This window comes from Mycobacterium sp. NGS58 (assembly GCF_059812385.1).
The window spans coordinates 1-17,505 of the sequence record NZ_JCALCO010000034.1 but is presented as its reverse complement, the minus strand read 5'-3'; the positions used below and the strand labels follow the sequence as shown (position 1 = coordinate 17,505).

The 17,505-nt window shown below is 61.5% G+C and carries 11 protein-coding genes; 9 read left to right on the top strand and 2 right to left on the bottom strand.

Annotation, left to right across the window (positions count from 1 at the left end; all coding sequences use genetic code 11):
- Positions 1 to 474: 474 nt before the first annotated feature.
- Together AC5Y4H_RS23925 and AC5Y4H_RS23920 are read left to right on the top strand one after the other, a co-directional pair.
- Positions 475 to 1,740 (top strand): glycosyltransferase, encoded by a 1,266-nt coding sequence (locus tag AC5Y4H_RS23925; protein ID WP_499985948.1) that lies wholly within the window; start codon positions 475 to 477, stop codon positions 1,738 to 1,740.
- 419 nt (positions 1,741 to 2,159) lie between these two features.
- Positions 2,160 to 3,428, top strand: a complete 1,269-nt coding sequence (locus tag AC5Y4H_RS23920) for a glycosyltransferase (protein ID WP_499985946.1) — start codon at positions 2,160 to 2,162, stop codon at positions 3,426 to 3,428.
- A 116-nt stretch (positions 3,429 to 3,544) separates the two neighbouring features.
- Here AC5Y4H_RS23920 and AC5Y4H_RS23915 read toward each other — a convergent pair whose 3' ends face one another.
- Positions 3,545 to 5,692, bottom strand: a complete 2,148-nt coding sequence (locus AC5Y4H_RS23915; RefSeq protein WP_499985970.1) for an acyltransferase family protein — start codon at positions 5,690 to 5,692, stop codon at positions 3,545 to 3,547.
- Between the two features lie 77 nt (positions 5,693 to 5,769).
- Here AC5Y4H_RS23915 and AC5Y4H_RS23910 point away from each other — a divergent pair, with 77 nt between their 5' ends.
- Complete coding sequence (locus tag AC5Y4H_RS23910) at positions 5,770 to 6,012, top strand: hypothetical protein (RefSeq protein WP_499985944.1); 243 nt, start codon at positions 5,770 to 5,772, stop codon at positions 6,010 to 6,012.
- Here AC5Y4H_RS23910 and AC5Y4H_RS23905 read toward each other — a convergent pair.
- Positions 5,979 to 7,634 carry a GMC oxidoreductase gene (locus AC5Y4H_RS23905; RefSeq protein WP_499985943.1) on the bottom strand — a complete coding sequence of 552 codons (1,656 nt, stop codon included), beginning with the start codon at positions 7,632 to 7,634 and terminating at the stop codon, positions 5,979 to 5,981. The two genes, AC5Y4H_RS23910 and AC5Y4H_RS23905, sit on opposite strands and share 34 nt — an antisense overlap.
- A 258-nt stretch (positions 7,635 to 7,892) precedes the next feature.
- Here AC5Y4H_RS23905 and AC5Y4H_RS23900 point away from each other — a divergent pair, with 258 nt between their 5' ends.
- The 6 genes from AC5Y4H_RS23900 to AC5Y4H_RS23875 form a co-directional block, all read left to right on the top strand.
- On the top strand, positions 7,893 to 9,500 hold the full coding sequence (locus AC5Y4H_RS23900) for a GMC oxidoreductase (RefSeq protein ID WP_499985941.1): 1,608 nt from the start codon (positions 7,893 to 7,895) through the stop codon (positions 9,498 to 9,500).
- Positions 9,501 to 10,496 carry an aldo/keto reductase gene (locus tag AC5Y4H_RS23895; RefSeq protein WP_499985939.1) on the top strand — a complete coding sequence of 332 codons (996 nt, stop codon included), beginning with the start codon at positions 9,501 to 9,503 and terminating at the stop codon, positions 10,494 to 10,496. It abuts the gene before it with no gap.
- 406 nt (positions 10,497 to 10,902) lie between these two features.
- Positions 10,903 to 11,871: an FkbM family methyltransferase gene (locus tag AC5Y4H_RS23890; protein ID WP_499985938.1), complete on the top strand. Its 969-nt coding sequence runs from the start codon at positions 10,903 to 10,905 to the stop codon at positions 11,869 to 11,871.
- Positions 11,872 to 12,118: 247 nt separating this feature from the next.
- Positions 12,119 to 13,387: a glycosyltransferase gene (locus AC5Y4H_RS23885; protein WP_499985937.1), complete on the top strand. Its 1,269-nt coding sequence runs from the start codon at positions 12,119 to 12,121 to the stop codon at positions 13,385 to 13,387.
- A gap of 882 nt (positions 13,388 to 14,269) precedes the next feature.
- Positions 14,270 to 14,500, top strand: coding sequence for an MbtH family protein (locus AC5Y4H_RS23880; RefSeq protein WP_499985934.1), 231 nt, complete (start codon positions 14,270 to 14,272; stop codon positions 14,498 to 14,500).
- 21 nt (positions 14,501 to 14,521) lie between these two features.
- On the top strand, positions 14,522 to 17,505 hold a 2,984-nt coding region (locus AC5Y4H_RS23875), incomplete at its 3' end, for a non-ribosomal peptide synthetase (protein ID WP_499985932.1).

Here is a 17,505-nt window from a genome sequence, read left to right as displayed (position 1 = left end):
ATGTCGCGCTGTGTCGTTAGTGAGGTTGTGCCAGCCCTACGTCTTTAGAGCCGTCATGCGCGCACGCTACCGCAACGCTAGGAATGATTAACCAATTACCGTCCAGATAGGCATCCTGCGCCAGCTAGTAGGCCCCAAGACGCCCGGACATGCGTAGAGAAGGCAAATCCGACTTGATTGTTGGTGGCCCAAGGCGTTCGGGTAACTGTGCGGTATCGGAAGGGCGGGCGTGCCGACTTCACGTGACAGAATCGTGCCATGGGCGGTATCGGTGTGCGATCCGCGACAACTAGCGTTCTTTAGCGCGGGTGGTTGGGGCCAGGGCTTGGTAAGGTGGGCGTTCTGAGTCTTCTGACGCGCAGCGACTAGACGGTCAATGCGAAGGCGCCATGATGCGAACTGGTTGAATCGATTGTGGCGCTGCCGTTTTCATTCTAAAGCCACGTCGGAAGTAGTGAGAGGCTAAGGTCCGCGATGAAGTTTGTGCTGGCAAGCTATGGCAGTCGCGGCGACGTCGAGCCCTGCGCCGCTCTCGCTCGTGAGCTGCAGGACCGCGGGCATGAAGTGTGCCTGGTGGTCGCTCCTGACCTGATGGGGTTCGCGGAATCGGCAGGACTTCCGGTAGTCGCCTACGGTCCGCCTACGCGGCCATGGCAGGACGTGCACCGCGACTTATTGGTGCACCTATTCCGCAAACCCTGGAAGATTCGGGACCTGATCGAGTTGGTCCGCGAAGATTGGGAGCTGTACATCAAGTGCCGATCAGACATCGGCAAGACCCTGACTTCGCTGGCGCATGGGGCCGACCTGCTGTTATCGGGCCTGCTCGGTGAAGACATCGCTGCCAACATCGCGGAGCATTACGACATTCCATTCGCCGCACTGCACTTTGCTCCGGCACGGAGCAACGGTCAGTTCCTTCCAATACTGCCACCTGCGTTGAGTCGCTTCGTGGGCGAGGTATTGGACAGGGTGTCGTGGCAGGTGATGAGGAAGCACGAGAACGCACAGCGATCTGAACTAGGCCTCCCGAAGGCCACAGGTCCAGCGACGCAACGGATCACCGCGCGTGGAGCGCTGGAACTTCAGGCATATGACGAGATTTGCGTTCCCGAGCTCGCGGCTGAGTGGTCGAGATGGAATGGCCAACGTCCCTTTGTAGGCGCGTTGACGATGGAGTTGCCGACGGGTTTCGATGGGGAAGTCGCCTCATGGATCGCTGCGGGAACACGGCCGATTTATTTCGGGTTTGGCAGCATACCGGTCGAATCTTCGGCCGACACGCTTGCCATGATCAGCGCCGCGTGCGCGGAGTTAGGCGAACGGGCGTTGGTTTGCGCCGGCTGGACAGACTTCAGTGACGCGCCTGATTCTGAGCACGTCAAAGTGGTGGATGCGGTAAACCACGCGGCCATTTTGCCGAACTGCCGTGCGGTTGTGCACAGTGGTGGCGCGGGCACCACGGCCGCGGGCTTGCGCGCCGGCGTTCCAACACTGATCCTTGCCACCTGGCCCGAGCAAAAATTCTGGGGAGGCCGGGTGCAACGGCTGAGGGTGGGATCTGCCAGGGATTTCTCCAAGACGACCGTCCAATCGCTCGTCGCGGACCTACATACTATACTCGCCCCGCAATACATCGTTCGGGCTCGCGAGACCGCGCAACAGATGACGAAGGCCGCCGAAAGTGTTTCCGCCGCCGCTGATCGCATGGAAGTTTTCGCCTGCTCGCGCGTTGGTTGATCGGCGCCGACCGGGTGGTCCGTCTGGCACGCTGAAGCGACTGAGCCAAGACACTGCCCGCGCTGGCCTCCGTCGCGCCCGCATCTATGAATTGCCGTGGACCATGACTACTGTGCGCAGCTGTCGGACAGACGCTGGTTTGGTCCGCCGAGCGTGGCGTCAGGCCCTGCATTCGGGTCGAATCCGCGAATGTCGATTTATCAGCGGCTTTTCCGGTCTGCTGCCGTACCCACGCAAGGGTGTGGCTGGGCCGATATCGCCGACCGACTACCGAACTTTCGAAAATTTTCCAACCGAATTAGGAATTTTCCACGGTCGATAGCGCGATATGAAGTTACGCTGCCGAACGGCGAAGCTTTTCGGGATGACTGGCGCGATTCGTCTTGCGCGGGTGCATGGAGGAAAGGATTCGGTTCGCGATGAGGTTTGTGCTGGCCTGCTATGGAACTCGGGGCGATGTCGAGCCCCTCGTCGCGGTCGGCCGCGAGCTGCTGCGCCGCGGGCACGAAGTTCGCATGGCTGTCTCACCTGGCCATATTGGTTTCGCGGAGGCGGCTGGGATACCGGCGGTCGCTTACGGGCTGGAAAGGAAGGCTCTGCTAGACGCGCACCGCAATTTTTGGCGGGACCTGTTCGAAAACCCTTGGAGGATCCGGAATCTGATCAGGGTGTGGCGCGAATCTTGGGAGCCCAGTGTCCAGTACTGGGGGCAGATGAGCAGGACGCTGGCGGAGCTAGCAGAGGGGGCCGATCTACTTTTCACCGGTTTGGCTTACCAGGAGGTCGCGGCCGACGTCGCGGAATATCACAACATTCCATTGGCCACTCTGGATCACATCCCGCTGCGGCCCAACGGCCAGCTCGTGTCATTTCTGCCAAGTCGGTTGGGTCGCGCCGCAATCGTGGTGGGCGAGTGGTTGATTTGGGGCGTTTGGAAGAGGACCCAGGACGCGGCGCGCCGCGAACTGGGCCTGCCAAAGGCCAAACGCCCTGCGCCGGAGCGGATCACCGCACGGGGATCACTGGAACTCCAGGCTTACGACGAGAGTTGCTTTCCCGGGCTCGCGGCCGAATGGGCTAGATGGAATGCTCAACGGCCTTTCATTGGCGCGCTCACGATGGAGTTACCGACAGATGCCGACGACGAGATCCTCTCGTGGGTCAGCGCGGGTAGCCCACCGATTTACTTTGGCTTCGGCAGCATGCCGGTCGAATCTCCCACCGACACGATCACCATGATCAGCGCGGCCTGCGCGCAGTTAGGCGAACGGGCGCTGGTTTGTTCGGGCTGGAGTGACTTCGGCGAGGCCCCGCAGTTCGAGCACGTCAAGGTAGTGGACTGCGTAAATCACGCAGCGATCCTCCCGGCTTGCCGCGCTGTCGTCCACCACGGCGGCGCCGGCACCACGGCCGCGGGCCTGCGCGCCGGAGTTCCGACGTTGATCCTTTGGATGTTGGGCGATCAGCCGTTCTGGGGAGCTCGGATTAAACGACTGAAAGTGGGCACCGCTCGGCGCTTTTCGAGCGTCACCCAAGAGTCGCTGGTTGCGGACCTGCGCACCATCCTGGCTCCCGAATACGTCGCCCGGGCTCGCGCGTTCGCCACTCAGATGACCAAACCCGCTGAGAGCGTTACGAACGCGGCCGAGCTCTTGCAAGACTTCGCCCGCTTGCGGCGTGTGGGCTGATCGGCAAAACTGTGGCTTAAAGTCAAACCGGCGTGTCGCGACGGTAGGCAGGCCGCTCCCGACGAAACTCCCCGAGGCCGCACTTTTATTAGCGAGTCGCGGAGCGCCTCGGCATGTCAACCACCGACGAGCGCACGGTCTGTCAGTGCGCCAATCGCCGGTGCCAATTTCCGGGAATATTCGGCCGTTAGGTGATTCCAGTCAAGGTAGACCAAGCTGTTACCGACTATGACCGGGCAGCGGTTGACGGTGCAAAACAACTCGGTGAGGTCGGCGTAATGTCCGCCGCCGACCCGGGTTGCGGCGGACTCAGCCGCCATGCCCGATTCGTCCACCGCCGTCGACCGTGGTGCCGAGCAGTCTGACGCCTCATCAAGGTGCGCGGACAGACAGATCGGCACCACCGAATGCGGATCCGGTACCGGCCCGAGCACCAAAACCTGAGCCCCAGTGCCGCGCAGTTGCTGCACAAGGCGGGTCAAGCCGTCGATCCAGGCCGGGTCGTAAGAGGTGAAACCCGGCGTCCATCCGTACCCGGGACGGTATCCGCGCCACATGGTGACCACCACCAGCCGCGGGTGCTCAGCACGCAATCGGGCCATGATCTGATGGCGCCCTTGTTCGCAGTCCTTATAAACCATTCGGAGGAGCGGGTTGGTGATGGGCAGGCTTATTGGTGGGCAGCCCACTCTGGTCATGGGCTCTAGCCGCCAATGCCGTTGCCTCGCGACCTGCACGAGCGCCGGCGCCCACATCGCGGCATCGGAGTCGCCGACCAGCGCCACCCTAGTCGCGGATGCGGCGTCGCCCTTCGCGCACTCAGGATGTCCGGCTTCGAACATATCGCGGAGGCAGCCATCGATAGCCATAGCCTTGAAGTCGCCCGCCGCGTCGGCAAGCGGCGGGTCGAGGTTGGACGGAACGGCTCGCAGTTCAGCAGACGCCGCGAGGGCGGACTGTACCTGTGCGAACGCTTGCTGCACTGCCACGTTGTACGCGTCGAGGTCGTTCCCCGAGGGCGTGGCCGACGCGGTGACGGTGAACGCCGCCGCGGGCGCGCCAGGGCCCACCGGAATAGGCACCGACGAGATCAGCGCCACGCTCACACAGACCGCGACTGCGGTGACGGCACCGCCCAGAGCGAGACTGTGCAGGGGTGACCGACGGAAGAAAGCGGCGAATCGGAAAGGGTTTTCGACGAGGTGCAGTGTGACCACCGCCAGGCCGCCGGAGAACACGGCCGCCGTTAACCTACCGGCCAGCCCAAGTGGATGGCCAAGCAATAGTGGTGCGAGCAGCAGCACAGGCCAATGCCACAGATACCACGAGTAGGAGACCCTGCCGACCGCGCGCATCGGCGCTGTAGCCAGGACGCGTCCACATCCCCCCGAAGGTGTGGCACAGCCGGCGCCGATCACCAGCGCCGCGCCCAGCACGGGCAACAGCGCGGCGATCCCCGGGAAGGGCGTGGCCGCGCTCAATAAAGTGCTGGCCGCCAGGATCAGTGCCAAGCCTGCCCATCCGCCGATCGCGGCAGGCGCTGCAGGTAGTCGGCGCCAATGGCCGGCCGTGAGCGCTATCAGGCCGCCGGCGGCCAACTGCCAGGCCCGGGTGGGCAGCGTAAAGAACGCCACCGACGGAACCACGTAAGTGAGAGCCAGCGATAAGGCAAACGAGGCCGCTCCGACCAGCGTCAGGACTACTAGATAAGGCCTACGCGGCGGTTCGCCATCTGCTTGATTACGCCGACGCACACGCCGAATGAGCCAAGCCGTGCCGATGATTAACGCCGGCCATACCAGGTAGAACTGCTCCTCTACGCCCAACGACCAATAGTGCTGGAACGGCGACATCGGCAGGTGCGTGTCGAAGTAGTTGCGCAGTCGTAGACCAAATCGATAGTTGCCGACGTACAGGGCGCTCCAGACGCCGTCCATGAGGACATCCGGCGCCTGCAACGGGGGAAGTAAGAGCGCCGAGCCGACCGCCGTGACCACGCCGACCAGGGCCGAGGCTGGCAGTAACCGGCGCGCTCGCGCTCCGTAGAAGCGGCGCAGCCGGACGGTGCCGGTCTTACTTACCTCGCGCCACAGCAGGCCGGTGATCAGGAATCCCGAAATCACAAAGAACACGTCCACGCCGACGTAGCCACCACCTACACCGGGTACGTCAGCGTGAAACAGGACGACGGCCAGCACCGCGACAGCACGCAGGCCCTCGATGTCCGGGCGAAAACCCCTCTGTGCGGAGTCCCCGGCCTGCATCCCTTCGGCGGAGCTAACGCTGCGGGTCTGGCTCAAGGCCACCGCCGTGGTGGTAAAGGGAAGCGTTCTTCGACTGCATGCATTTTTATACCTCGGCAGCAGCGTTTCTTCAGCAAATTCTCAAGGATCCCGACTCCGGTCAGCGTCAAGCGCCAATCGCCGTAGAGGAAATGAGCACCGTGCTGACGCCACACCTCGACGGCGAGATCACTCCCGTTATCTCGTCGCGGATGCTTGCCCACTGTCCCCGCGCCAGCCCTGCCTGGCTTTCCCGGAAGACGGCGCTTCAGGACGCGACGCAGGTGGCGAAATGCGCCTGATCGACGTGCGCGGCCACCCGCAAAGCGTTGGCGGCGACCGTCAAACTCGGGTTCATGCCGGTGCTGGACGGGAAGAACGAGGTGTCGACCACATAGAGGTTGTCAACTTCATGGGCCCTGTTTTGAGGGTCCAACACGCTGGTTGTGGGGTCGGTACCGAAGCGGCACGTGCCGCATACGTGTGCCAGGGCCGCGTTGCTTGTGGCGGTCCGCAGGGTGATATTGCGAAACGGCTTCAACGCCTTTTTCACCTCTCGCGTGAACACCGCGCGGCGCTCAACCTCACTGGCGTGCAGACGATATTGAAGTCGAAGCCGCTGGCGGCCGTCTGAGCTCGGCCGATCGTATGGCAGTACCCGGTTGTCCAAATAGGGCAGGTCTTCCATGATCGCCGCGAGCACCAGCCCGCCGCTGATGAACCGCTCGTAGATCGGCCGCACCGCCGGGCTGACCAGGCGCAGCGCCCTATGCTGCCAGCCAGGGTGGTTGAGCAGCGCATCTGCCGGGGGCATCGCGCCACCTGACTGCACGGTGCCGAATTTTTGTCCTTCCCAGAAATAAAAATCATTCAGCCCGATCTGCTTGTTTTCGGCCGTGATGTGGCAACCGGGTCGCGGCCAGACCTCGAAATGGTCGACGACATGGCGCATGAAGTTGCGTCCCACCCAGTCCGAACCGTTGGCCAATCCGCCGGGCCAATCGCCAGATCGGGAATTCAGCAACAGCACCGGGGTGATCAATGCTCCGGCGGCCAGTACCACCACCTTGCCCCTGAGTGCCAGCGTGCCGGAGGGGTGTTCGCAGATCACTTGCTGGACCCGGATTGCGTCGGCGTCGAGGCGCACGACCCGACACTCGGTCAGCAGCTGGGCACCGTGTTCGGCAAGGGCCGGTAGCAGACAATTGCGGGCGCTGTCGTTTTTGCACGACTGGTTGCAGAGATAGCTCTGACACGTCACACAATTATCGGTGTAATCACAGGCCATCGGTAGGTGGTAGGGATGCAATCCCTGGCGCACTAGATTATCGACCAAAAGTTGGTTGTCTGCTGAAAACGGCGGCACCGCAGGCAGATTGGCATCGGCCGCCTCCGGGCGCAGAGGATCAGGCTGGCCGCGAACCCCGAGCAGCTTCTCTGCCGCTGCGTACCAGGGTCGCATCTGGTCGTAGGTGACCGGCCACGCTTCGGGGACGGTGGAGTCCCCGGGGTCGCGAAAGTCTTGCCGGGGGGTGAAATCGCGAGCGAAAAAGCGCTCGCAGACCATGCCATAGAGAGCCGAAGACCCGCCGGTCCCGCTGCCGATTCCCGCCAAAAACCGATGCGAACGGCGCCCGCTGATGTCTTCGACTTCGTCAGTGGAGCGTCCGGCGCGGGCAAGCGCGTCGTAGTAGGTCTCCGCGGAACGGCTGGCCAGCGGCTCGGCCAACTCCGGCATGGAAGAGCGAATCGTGCCCGGAGCACCCGGCAGCGTCGACCGGCCTTTCTCGACGAACAGCACCTTCCGACCTGACTTCGCCAGCGAATAGCCCAGCGTCCCACCGCCCATGCCGGTGCCCACGACGATCACGTCCCAGGTAACGCGTTCTGCCTCTTGCGGATTGACTTCGCCGTAAGCCAACATCCAGCTCCTTAAGCGGTGGTGCAAAGTTTGCCCGGTCTGAGCGGATCACGACGATAGCACCGCTGCCCCAGCAAGGGGGCGGTTTTCGCCTGGCCACAACAATTTCACCGCGCGTCGCACTCCGGAAGGCTTGCCCGCAGTCAAAGCGGCGTGCGCGGGGGCAAGCATGCATATCCTTTGGGGACACGCGGTGCGATTGTCGCGGTGTCCGCTTCCAATGGGAAACCAATGAGCACGTATGAAACGAGACGAACACGTATGCGCACAAGCGAATTGACGTACGACGCCATTGTCGTTGGCTCCGGAGCCTCTGGATCGTGGGCTGCCAAGGAGCTGACCGAAGGCGGCCTGAACGTCGTCCTGCTCGAGGCCGGCCGGAACCCGGACATCGCTGATGAATTTCCCGCCGATGCAGAGCTACGGGCGATGGGGATTGCAGGGCGCGTCCGATCGGCGGCTCGGGGACAACACGTTCAGATTCGATGCTCGTCATTCGCCGAGACGACCAAGCGGTTTTACGTCAGCGACAGGGAGAACCCGTACACCACGCCGGGGAGGGACAAGTTCCTCTGGTTCAGGGGCCGACAACTGGGCGGCCGCCTCCACACTTGGTGGAGACATACGCCTCGGATGTCGAACTACGAGCTAAAAGCCGCAAGCGTCCGTGGCGATGGCGTCGATTGGCCGTTGTCATACGAAGACCTCGCGCCCTACTACGACATCGTCGAGAGGACACTCGGCGTCTACGGAAAAGCCGAAGGCATCCCCAATTGCCCGGACGGAGAGTTCGTAGGACCCGCGAAGACGACCAAGATGGAAGCAGCTTTCCTCACCAATGTCGAGAAAAAACTCCCGAACGTCCGCGTGACATACGCCAGGAAGACCAAGTACGACAACCATAGAGTTCCGCTTCCCGTCAGGCTCGCGCTGGCGACTGGTCGGCTCGAGATTCGGACCGACTCCGTCGTGAGCAGATTGCTGATCAATGCGCGATCGGGAAAGGCGACGGGCGTCGAATACATCGATCGATTGACCAAGCGGACGCAGACAGTTGAGGCAGAGGTCGTCGTACTGTGTGCGTCGGCAATCGAAAGCGTGCGGATCATGCTGAATTCGAAGTCCGCGCAACATCCGTCGGGCGTGGGCGGATCATCGGGCCGCCTGGGCCGCTATCTGTGCGACCACGTCTCTTACACGCAGGTTGGTGCGGTGTCTAAGGAGGATGTCGAGATCGGTCTCAACGAGGACGGTTTCGACTTTGGCGGCACAGGGCTTTACATTCCCAGCTTCTGCGAAAAGGACCCATCGAATGACTTTCCGGGAGGATACGGCATTCAGGTCGCGATTGGCCGCGATATGCCGGTTTGGGTTATGAGCGCGCATGGCGAAATGCAGCCCCGGTACGAGAATCACGTTTCGCTCGACCCGAAAGTCAAAGACGCGTGGGGAATTCCTGTGGCCAGAATCGAGTGCAAGCATTCGGGGAGTGATGTCAACATGGTCGCGCATATGAAGCGGACGCTTCCCGAGATTGCAGCGGCTGGCGGCCTGAAGGCCGCCAACAACCTTGACGCCGCTCGGTGGAACATCCCCTACCGGCTGCTCCGGTCCCTGGTCCTCACGGACTCTGGCGCCTTGTGGCCTGGGGGAGCCATCCACGAGACCGGCGGCGCATGCATGGGCGAGGCACCGGAGAACTCTGTGGTCAACTCTTTCTGCCAGTGTTGGGATGTTGACAACGTGTTTGTTACCGACGGTGCCTGTTTCGTCTCGCCCGGATATCAGAATCCCACGCTCACGATGATGGCCCTCACTGTTCGAGCGTGCCGATTCATTGTTGGTGACTATGCGAACGGTGTGAACTGAATGGAGTACAGGAAGGTTGCGGGGATTGATAAGCCGGTCTCTCGGATCGTCTTCGGCACCGATCGATTGCGGGGCCGGGGATTGCCGTTGCTGCCGCCCAGTCGAGCCCTTGAACGACAAGCTTTCTCGCTTTTGGATCGGTCATTCGAGCTGGGCTACAACACATTCGACACTGCGCGCATTTATTGGGACAGCGAACGCACGCTGGGGGCATGGATGCGGCAACGCCGGAATCGCGATGAGGTTGTGATCATCAGCAAGGGATGTCATCCGCACCTCTTGCTGAAAAGTCCTCGGCTCTCTGCGTCTGACGTGACGCGCGACCTTCACGCATCACTCAAGGCGCTCGGCACGGATTTCATCGACCTGTACCTGCTTCATTACGACCACCCCACGGCATCGGTCGAACCCATCATTGAGCGGCTCAGCCGTCACGTGGACGAAGGAAAGATCAGCGCGATCGGCGCGTCGAACTGGTCTCACGAGCGAATTACGCAGGCCAACACGTATGCCACCGCCGCGGGATCGACGCCATTTACCGCGTCAAGCGTTCAGTTCAGCCTGGCCGAATGGGCGAAAGCCCCATGGCCCGGCGCCGTCACCCTTGGAGGGGACGGCCAGCGTGCGGCGAGGGAATGGTATTCGACGCACGCGCTGTCGGTGTTCTCGTGGTCCAGCCTCGCCCGCGGATTCTTTTCCAACCACTACGACCCGAAAAGTCCCGGCCGCAACCGCATGAGCCGTTGGTGCGCAACCTACTTCGGCACCGAAGAGAACATCGCAAGGCTCGATCGCGCAAAAACATTCGCGCGGGAGCGTGATGTCACCGTTGCGCAGGTTGCGCTCGCGTACGTCCTGCGCCACCCACTCCATGTGTTCGCCGTGGTCGGTTGCACCACGTTGGAGAAGTTCGCCGACAACGCGTCAGCATTGTCTCTCAACCTGGATGAGGCGACGCTGCACTGGCTGGAAACAGGCCAAGCGTCGGGCCAATGACTTCCACAGCAACAACCCGTCAGCGGTGGAGTCGACACGACGGACGGTACGGCAAGCACCCATCGACTCCCACGAAGGGGTGATAGTTTTGTGTTCGTGCACAGCGTCTTTCGATTCCGGCACCGTGGGGGAAAGACGAACAGGACCGACGGAGGCGGGTGAAGAAGATGTCGTGGGGCGAGCGCGTCGAAACGCGGACGTCGATGCGCCCTGCAGGGCGCCCGTTCACTGCCGACCACCTAAGCGCGCTGGTGCAGATGTGCGCGCGCTATGACCACAAGTGGACGGGTGGCTTCGTGCGACCATCGCATGACCGCATCAGCCTGCGGGCGCTGACCCGCTGCGCGTGCGCGGGCCGGCGATGCAAGAGAGTCGCGTTCGACCTCAGAACGATGGTGTGCGGCGAATGTTAGATTTCCTCACCAAGATTCGGCGGCTGTCGCAAGGTATTGCGGTGCGCGCACTCGTATACGTGATGCGGTTTCCGCTGATTCGAAGATTTGCTTCCTTCGGTGAGCCATATCTTTTTGGGCGGGTTCTAAAGCTAACAACTACCGCCGGCTCCACAGGTGGAGCTATAGGGTATCTCTTCCGAAATCACGATCCTCAATTGTCTGCGAAAGACATTTATCGTCAGGTTTTCTCTGCCGATCGTCTTGGGCGGGGTTACCAAAGTCAAATGGGCCAAGATATGTTCCTGAATCGATGGTTCTTCAAGAACCACGGGCCCGGATTTTTTATTGACGTGGGCGCATTCGACGGAATTATCGGCAGCAATACGGCTTTTTTTGAGAAAAATCTCAACTGGCAAGGTATCGCTTTCGAACCTAATCCAGCCGCGTTTCAAGTTCTACAACGCACGCGAGCCTGCCGTTTGATCCATGGCTGCGCATACTATCGGGACGGTCAAGTTCCCTTCCTCGCGCTATCGCAAAGAACGCAGCCCGAAAGAATTAAAATGCCTCCACCTGGGAGCATGCTATCGATGGTATTCGACTCGACTCATGGGGGCTCCATGTTGAGCGGGATACCTGAACACATGGACCAACTTCAATGGATACAGTGGCTGAGCAAGCCCATGAAGCTCAATCAAGAAATGGAGACCGTTCCGTGCCACCGTATTGCCACTGTTCTGAATGAATCCGATGTGAAAGTCGTTGACTACCTATCGATCGATGTCGAAGGTGCCGAGCTGGAGGTCCTGCGTGGTATTGATTTCGAGGCGGTTCAGGTCAATGTCATAGGCGTAGAGCACACTCATACATTCCCTGAAGTTTATGAATTACTGACAACATCAGGATTCGATTACCAGGGCCTACTTTTCTTTGACGAAATTTTCGTGCACAAAAGCCCGCGCTACTCCTGGGACATCTAGTTGAACTTTTTGTGGGAATGCGCCGGCCGGAGCAAGCCCGCATCAGCTGTTCGGTCCGGGCGTGTGGTCTTCGTCAGGTAGGTTGGTTGTCAAGAAGGCTTTGGCTATGGTCGCTGTTCCCGAAGGTCTGAATGGCAGCTAAATAGCGCGGGCGGCGGGTTAAGCTGCCGGTCGGCCGGGCAAGTGAAGAGGCTGCCGCTTTCATTTCGTACGAGACAACACGATAAGTGAAAGGTCTGACTCCACAGTGAAATTCGTGGTGGCGAGCTATGGAACCCGCGGCGATGTCGAGAACTGCGGCGCCGTGGCTCGCGAGCTCCTGCGCAGAGGGCACGACGTGTGCATGGCTGTGCCGCCCGACCTGGTTGCCTTTGTCGAGTCGGCTGGCCTTGACGCGGTCGCTTGTGGCCTCGAGACACAGGCCATTATGGACGCCTACCGCGACTTCTGGTCATCTTTTTTCGGCAACATCTGGCGGGTCACGGACCTGCGTAGGTTGTGGGCCGATCTGCGGGAGCCGATAACCCGGTGTTGGTGGGAGATCAGTGCGACTCTGACATCGCTCGCCGACGGGGCCGATGTGTTGTTCACCGGCCTGGCTTTCGAACGGCCCGCGGCCAACGTTGCGGAGTATTACGACATTCCGTTGGCCACGCTTCACTATGCCCCGGCGCGGCCGAACGGCCAGCTTGTGCCGTTCCTTCCAGCACCGCTGGGGCGGTCCGCAATGGCGGTTTTCGAGTGGCTCGATTGGCGCATCGAGAAGAAGGTCGAGGACACACAGCGTCGTCAGCTCGGCCTGCCGAAGGCGACACGCCCGTCACCACGGAGGATCGCCGAGCGCGGATCGTTGGAGATACAGGCCTACGACGCGGTGTGCTTTCCCGGGCTCGCGGCCGAATGGGCGAAGTGCGATGGCCGGCGTCCCTTCGTCGGCGCGTTGTCGATGGAGTTGCCGACGGATGCCGATGAGGAGGTCGCGGAGTGGATTGCGGCGGGAACACCGCCGATTTTCTTCGGCTTCGGCAGCACGGCGGTCGAATCGCCCGCCAAGACGATTGCCATGATCAACGAGGCCTGCGCCCAGTTGGGCGAGCGGGCGTTGGTTTGCGCCGGATGGAGTGACTTCAGCGACGTCCACCATCTCGAGGACGTCAAGGTGGTAGGCACAGCGAATTTTGCGGCCATCTTTCCGGCCTGCCGGGCGGTCGTCCACCATGGTGGCTCGGGCACCACGGCAATCGGCCTGCGTGCCGGGGTTCCCACGTTGGTCCTTTCCACCGACGTGGCTCAGACGATTTGGGGAGCCCGGGTCAAACGATTGAAGGTGGGCACGACCCGTCGCTTTTCGCACACGACCCGGGACACGCTGGTTGATGACCTGCGGGCCATCCTCGATCCGAACTGCGTAGCCCGGGCTCGCGAGATCGCCACCCGGATGACCAAGCCGGCCGAAAGCGCCGCGGCGGCCGCCGATCTGTTGGAAGATTTCGCTTGCAAGGGGCGGGTTGGCTGATCGGCACTGCCGGCCGTCGCGAGACGGCACGCCACCGCCGCGTACCCGCAATGGCCGGCCGCGCCCGCTCCGCGCGGGGCGCGAACGTAGCCATGACCTGTCCAAGGGCTCGTCAGAAACAGCGGCGTGCATACAGCTGATTTCGTGGGGTGTTGTAACGCGGTGGATTCAGGCGCGAATGACATTGATTCTCAGAATATGTCCGATCGGTCGGCTACTAAATCAGATCCGTGAGACGCGAACCTGCAGTGTGCACCGCTGTAAAATGGACACCGACCCGGCGGAATTCATCATGTCTGTCAAATTTATTATGCAGAGTTGGGGAGCGAGCGCGACTTTAGGCGATGACTGACACCGTGTGTGCAGCGCGATTTTTCCGCTCTCGGAAAGAGGGCTTACTTGGCGCAGAGCGTCGAGCCCGCCAGATTTCCAGTCATTATAGCCGACAAACTCGAGAGCCGTTCACGGACGGCAAGGACGATGGAGACCCGATCGTTATTGAGTCGGTCGAATGATCGACTAAAATGACGACGCAACGTCAAGTCCGCTTTCAAATGACGAGACATCTCGTTTGAAATAACAACGGACCCGCTGAGGACGAATGGATGATGATGTGTTATGGCGTGGCATCCACTGGCTTTACGCTCGTTGTCCGCGGGACGCTTCACCCGTCCAAAGCGCCACCCAGCAAACTCGAGAACCACGAATCACAGTGTGGGAAGTTCGTCCGGCGAAACCCGGTCGCGCACACCGCCACCCGGCCTGTGGTGAGCGTCACGCGGGCCTGGGCATCGAGTTTGTCAAAAGCACGGACAGGCCCGGATGCCTCAGGTACCGTTTGGAACTGGTTACACAAGTCAACTAGAGGGGTATGAAGAATCGGTGAGCGTCAACCCGTTCGACGACGACAGCGGCCGCTTTTTCGTCTTGGTTAACGACGAGGAGCAGCACAGCTTGTGGCCGACCTTCGCTGACGTTCCAGCCGGGTGGCGGGTGGTGTACGGCGAAGCCGACCGCGCCGCGTGCCTGGACTACATCGACCAGAACTGGACCGACATACGGCCGAAAAGTCTGCGCGAGAGGCTGGCGGCCGCCCGCGCTTCTGACCAGTAGACGTGTGTTTGGGGGAGTGGTATGAGACTTCATGACCGTTCACTTCCGCTAACGCGGGGGCAACTGGACATTTGGCTTGCCGAGGAAACAGGCCAGTTTGCCGCTAGGTGGCAACTGGGCGTGTTTGTGCGGATTGCGGGCCCAATTGATGCTGATTTATTCGAATCGGCGATCCGCCAGGTGGTGCGCGAGGCCGAACCACTGCGAGCCGCCTTTTTCGAAGATGATGGCAAGATCATTCAGACTGTGGTCGACGACCCACACGTTGAGCTTGCTCGCTATGACTTGATGGAATCGCAAGATCCCAAGCAGGACGCTTACCGGCTGGCTTCATCCATTCAGCGAACTGCGATGCCGCTGAGTGGCCCCCTGTTCAAATTCGCATTACTGCAGACACAAACCGATGAGTTTTATTTTTTTGTGTGCTGCCATCACATTGTTGCCGACGGAATCGGACTCGCACTCGTTTTGCATCGGATAGCGACCACCTACAGTGCCATCGCTTATGGCGACTCGATTCCTGATACATACTTTGGGTCGCTGCAGGATTTGATTGAGTGTGAGCTGGAATACGAAGCTTCCAGCGACTATCTCGATGACCAGGAATATTGGGCCAGGAATCTACCCCCGCAGGGTGAACCCCGCTATCAGCCGGCGAATGGAAATGATGGCGACGAATCGTCTGCGCCCGTGCAGTTGGACTCGGACGCTGTCGCTGGCATCGACAAACTGGCGAAGACGTTGGGCATGCGCAGGTCGTCGGTGATCACCGCGGCGTGTGCGCTTCTGGTCGGTGGGGGCGACGTCGAGAGTTCGGAAGTTGTCTTCGACTTCCCGGTAAGCAGGCGTGTGCGGCCCGAGTCAAAGCTCGTGCCCGGGATGGTTTCCGGGGTGGTGCCCCTGGTCTTGAAGGCGGCGCCGGGTTCGACGGTGGCCGACTTTTGCGAACATGTCGACACCCGGATCCGGGAATTGCTGCAGCACCAGCGGTTCCCGGTGCACGCGCTCGAAAACGCGGCAGGATTCCGCGGGTCCGGGCAGCCTGCGAATCGGGTAGCCGTCAACTTCATCCCGACCACGCACCTGGCCGATCTTGCCGGCTCGGCCGTGACGGCGACCCTGACCCATGACGGCCTCGGCGACCAGTTCAGACTGGTCTTTTTCCGGGACGAGGATCAGCTCTTTCTCAGCACTCCAGGTTCCGGCCAGCTGCTTCCGGATTGCGATCTGCCCGAGTTGGCGAAGCGGCTGGAACGCGTGCTGGTGGGGATGGCTGGGGATCCGGTGCGGCGGTTGTCGTCGATGGATTTGTTGGATGAGGTTGAGCATGTTCGGTTGGATGGGTGGTCTAACCGGGGGGTGTTGACCCAGGCGGTGGGCTTGGGGGTGTCGATTCCGGAGTTGTTTGGCGCGCAGGTGGCGCGGGTGCCGGATGCGGTGGCGGTGAGTTTTGCCGGCCGGTCGTTGACTTATCGCGAGCTTGATGAGGCGTCGAATCGGTTGGCGCACTTGTTGGTTGGTTTGGGTGTGGGTCCGGGTGAGCGGGTGGCGTTGCTGTTTTCCCGGTCGGTCGAGGCGGTTGTGTCGATTTTGGCGGTGCTGAAGACCGGGGCGGCGTATGTGCCGATTGATCCGGCGGTGCCGGCGGCGCGGGTGGAGTTTGTGCTCGGTGATGCTGCTCCGGTGGTGGCGGTGTGTGCGAGTGCGTTGGCGGATCGGTTGGATGGGTTTGGCCTGGTGGTGGTCGGATTCGATGATCCGCGTATTGGTGAGCAGCCGGGTACGGGGTTGGCGGCGGGGTCGGCTGATGATGTGGCGTATTTGATCTATACCTCGGGTACGACGGGTGTGCCTAAGGGTGTGGCGATTTCGCATCGCAATGTGACGGGGTTGTTGGAGGCTGCCGGCGAGCATCTTGAGTTGTCCGGGCAGGTGTGGTCGCAGTGGCATTCGTTGGCCTTTGATGTCTCGGTGTGGGAGATCTGGGGTGCGCTGCTGCATGGTGGGCGGCTGGTGGTGGTGCCGGAGTCGGTGGCTCGTTCGCCGGAGGATTTCCACGCGTTGCTGGTTGCTGAGCGGGTCAGTGTGTTGAGTCAGACGCCGTCGGCGTTTTATGCGTTGCAGGCTGTCGATGAGGTGCGCCCGGAGCAGGGTCAGCGGCTTGGGTTGCAGGCTGTGGTGTTTGCCGGGGAGGCGTTGGAGCCGCAGCGGCTCGCGAGCTGGCTGGACAATCACCCGGTTTCGCCGCGCTTGGTCAATATGTATGGCACGACGGAGACGACGGTGCATGCGTCGTTTCGGGAGATTGCTCGCGGTGATGTGGAGCGTAGTGCCAGTCCGGTGGGGGTGCCGCTGGCGCATTTGGGCTTTTTTGTGTTGGACGGCTGGTTGCGGCCGGTGTCGGCCGGTGTGGTCGGTGAGTTGTATGTGGCCGGTTCGGGTGTGGGGTATGGGTATGTGGGCCGCGCTGGGTTGACGGCGTCGCGGTTTGTGGCGTGCCCGTTCGGGGGGACCGGTCAGCGGATGTATCGCACCGGGGATGTGGTGTGTTGGGGTGCTGATGGGCAGTTGCAGTACTTCGGGCGTGCTGATGAGCAGGTCAAGATCCGTGGGTATCGCATCGAGTTGGGTGAGGTGCGGGCGGCGTTGGCCGCGCTGGATGGGGTGCGTCAGGCAGTGGTGATCGCTCGTGAGGATCGCCCTGGTGACAAGCGTTTGGTGGGGTATGTGACCGGGACGCTGGATCCGGCTGCGGCGCGCACAGCCCTGGCTGAGCGGTTGCCGGAGTACATGGTTCCGGCGGCGGTGATCGTGCTCGAGGGGTTGCCGTTGACGGTGAACGGCAAGCTCGACAAGCGTGCGTTGCCGGCCCCGGAGTATCAGGATGCCGAGGGGTATCGCGCCCCGGCCACCCTGACCGAGGAGATCCTTGCCGGGATCTACGCCCAGGTCCTTGGCCTCGAACGCGTCGGCGTCGACGAATCCTTCTTCGAACTCGGCGGAGA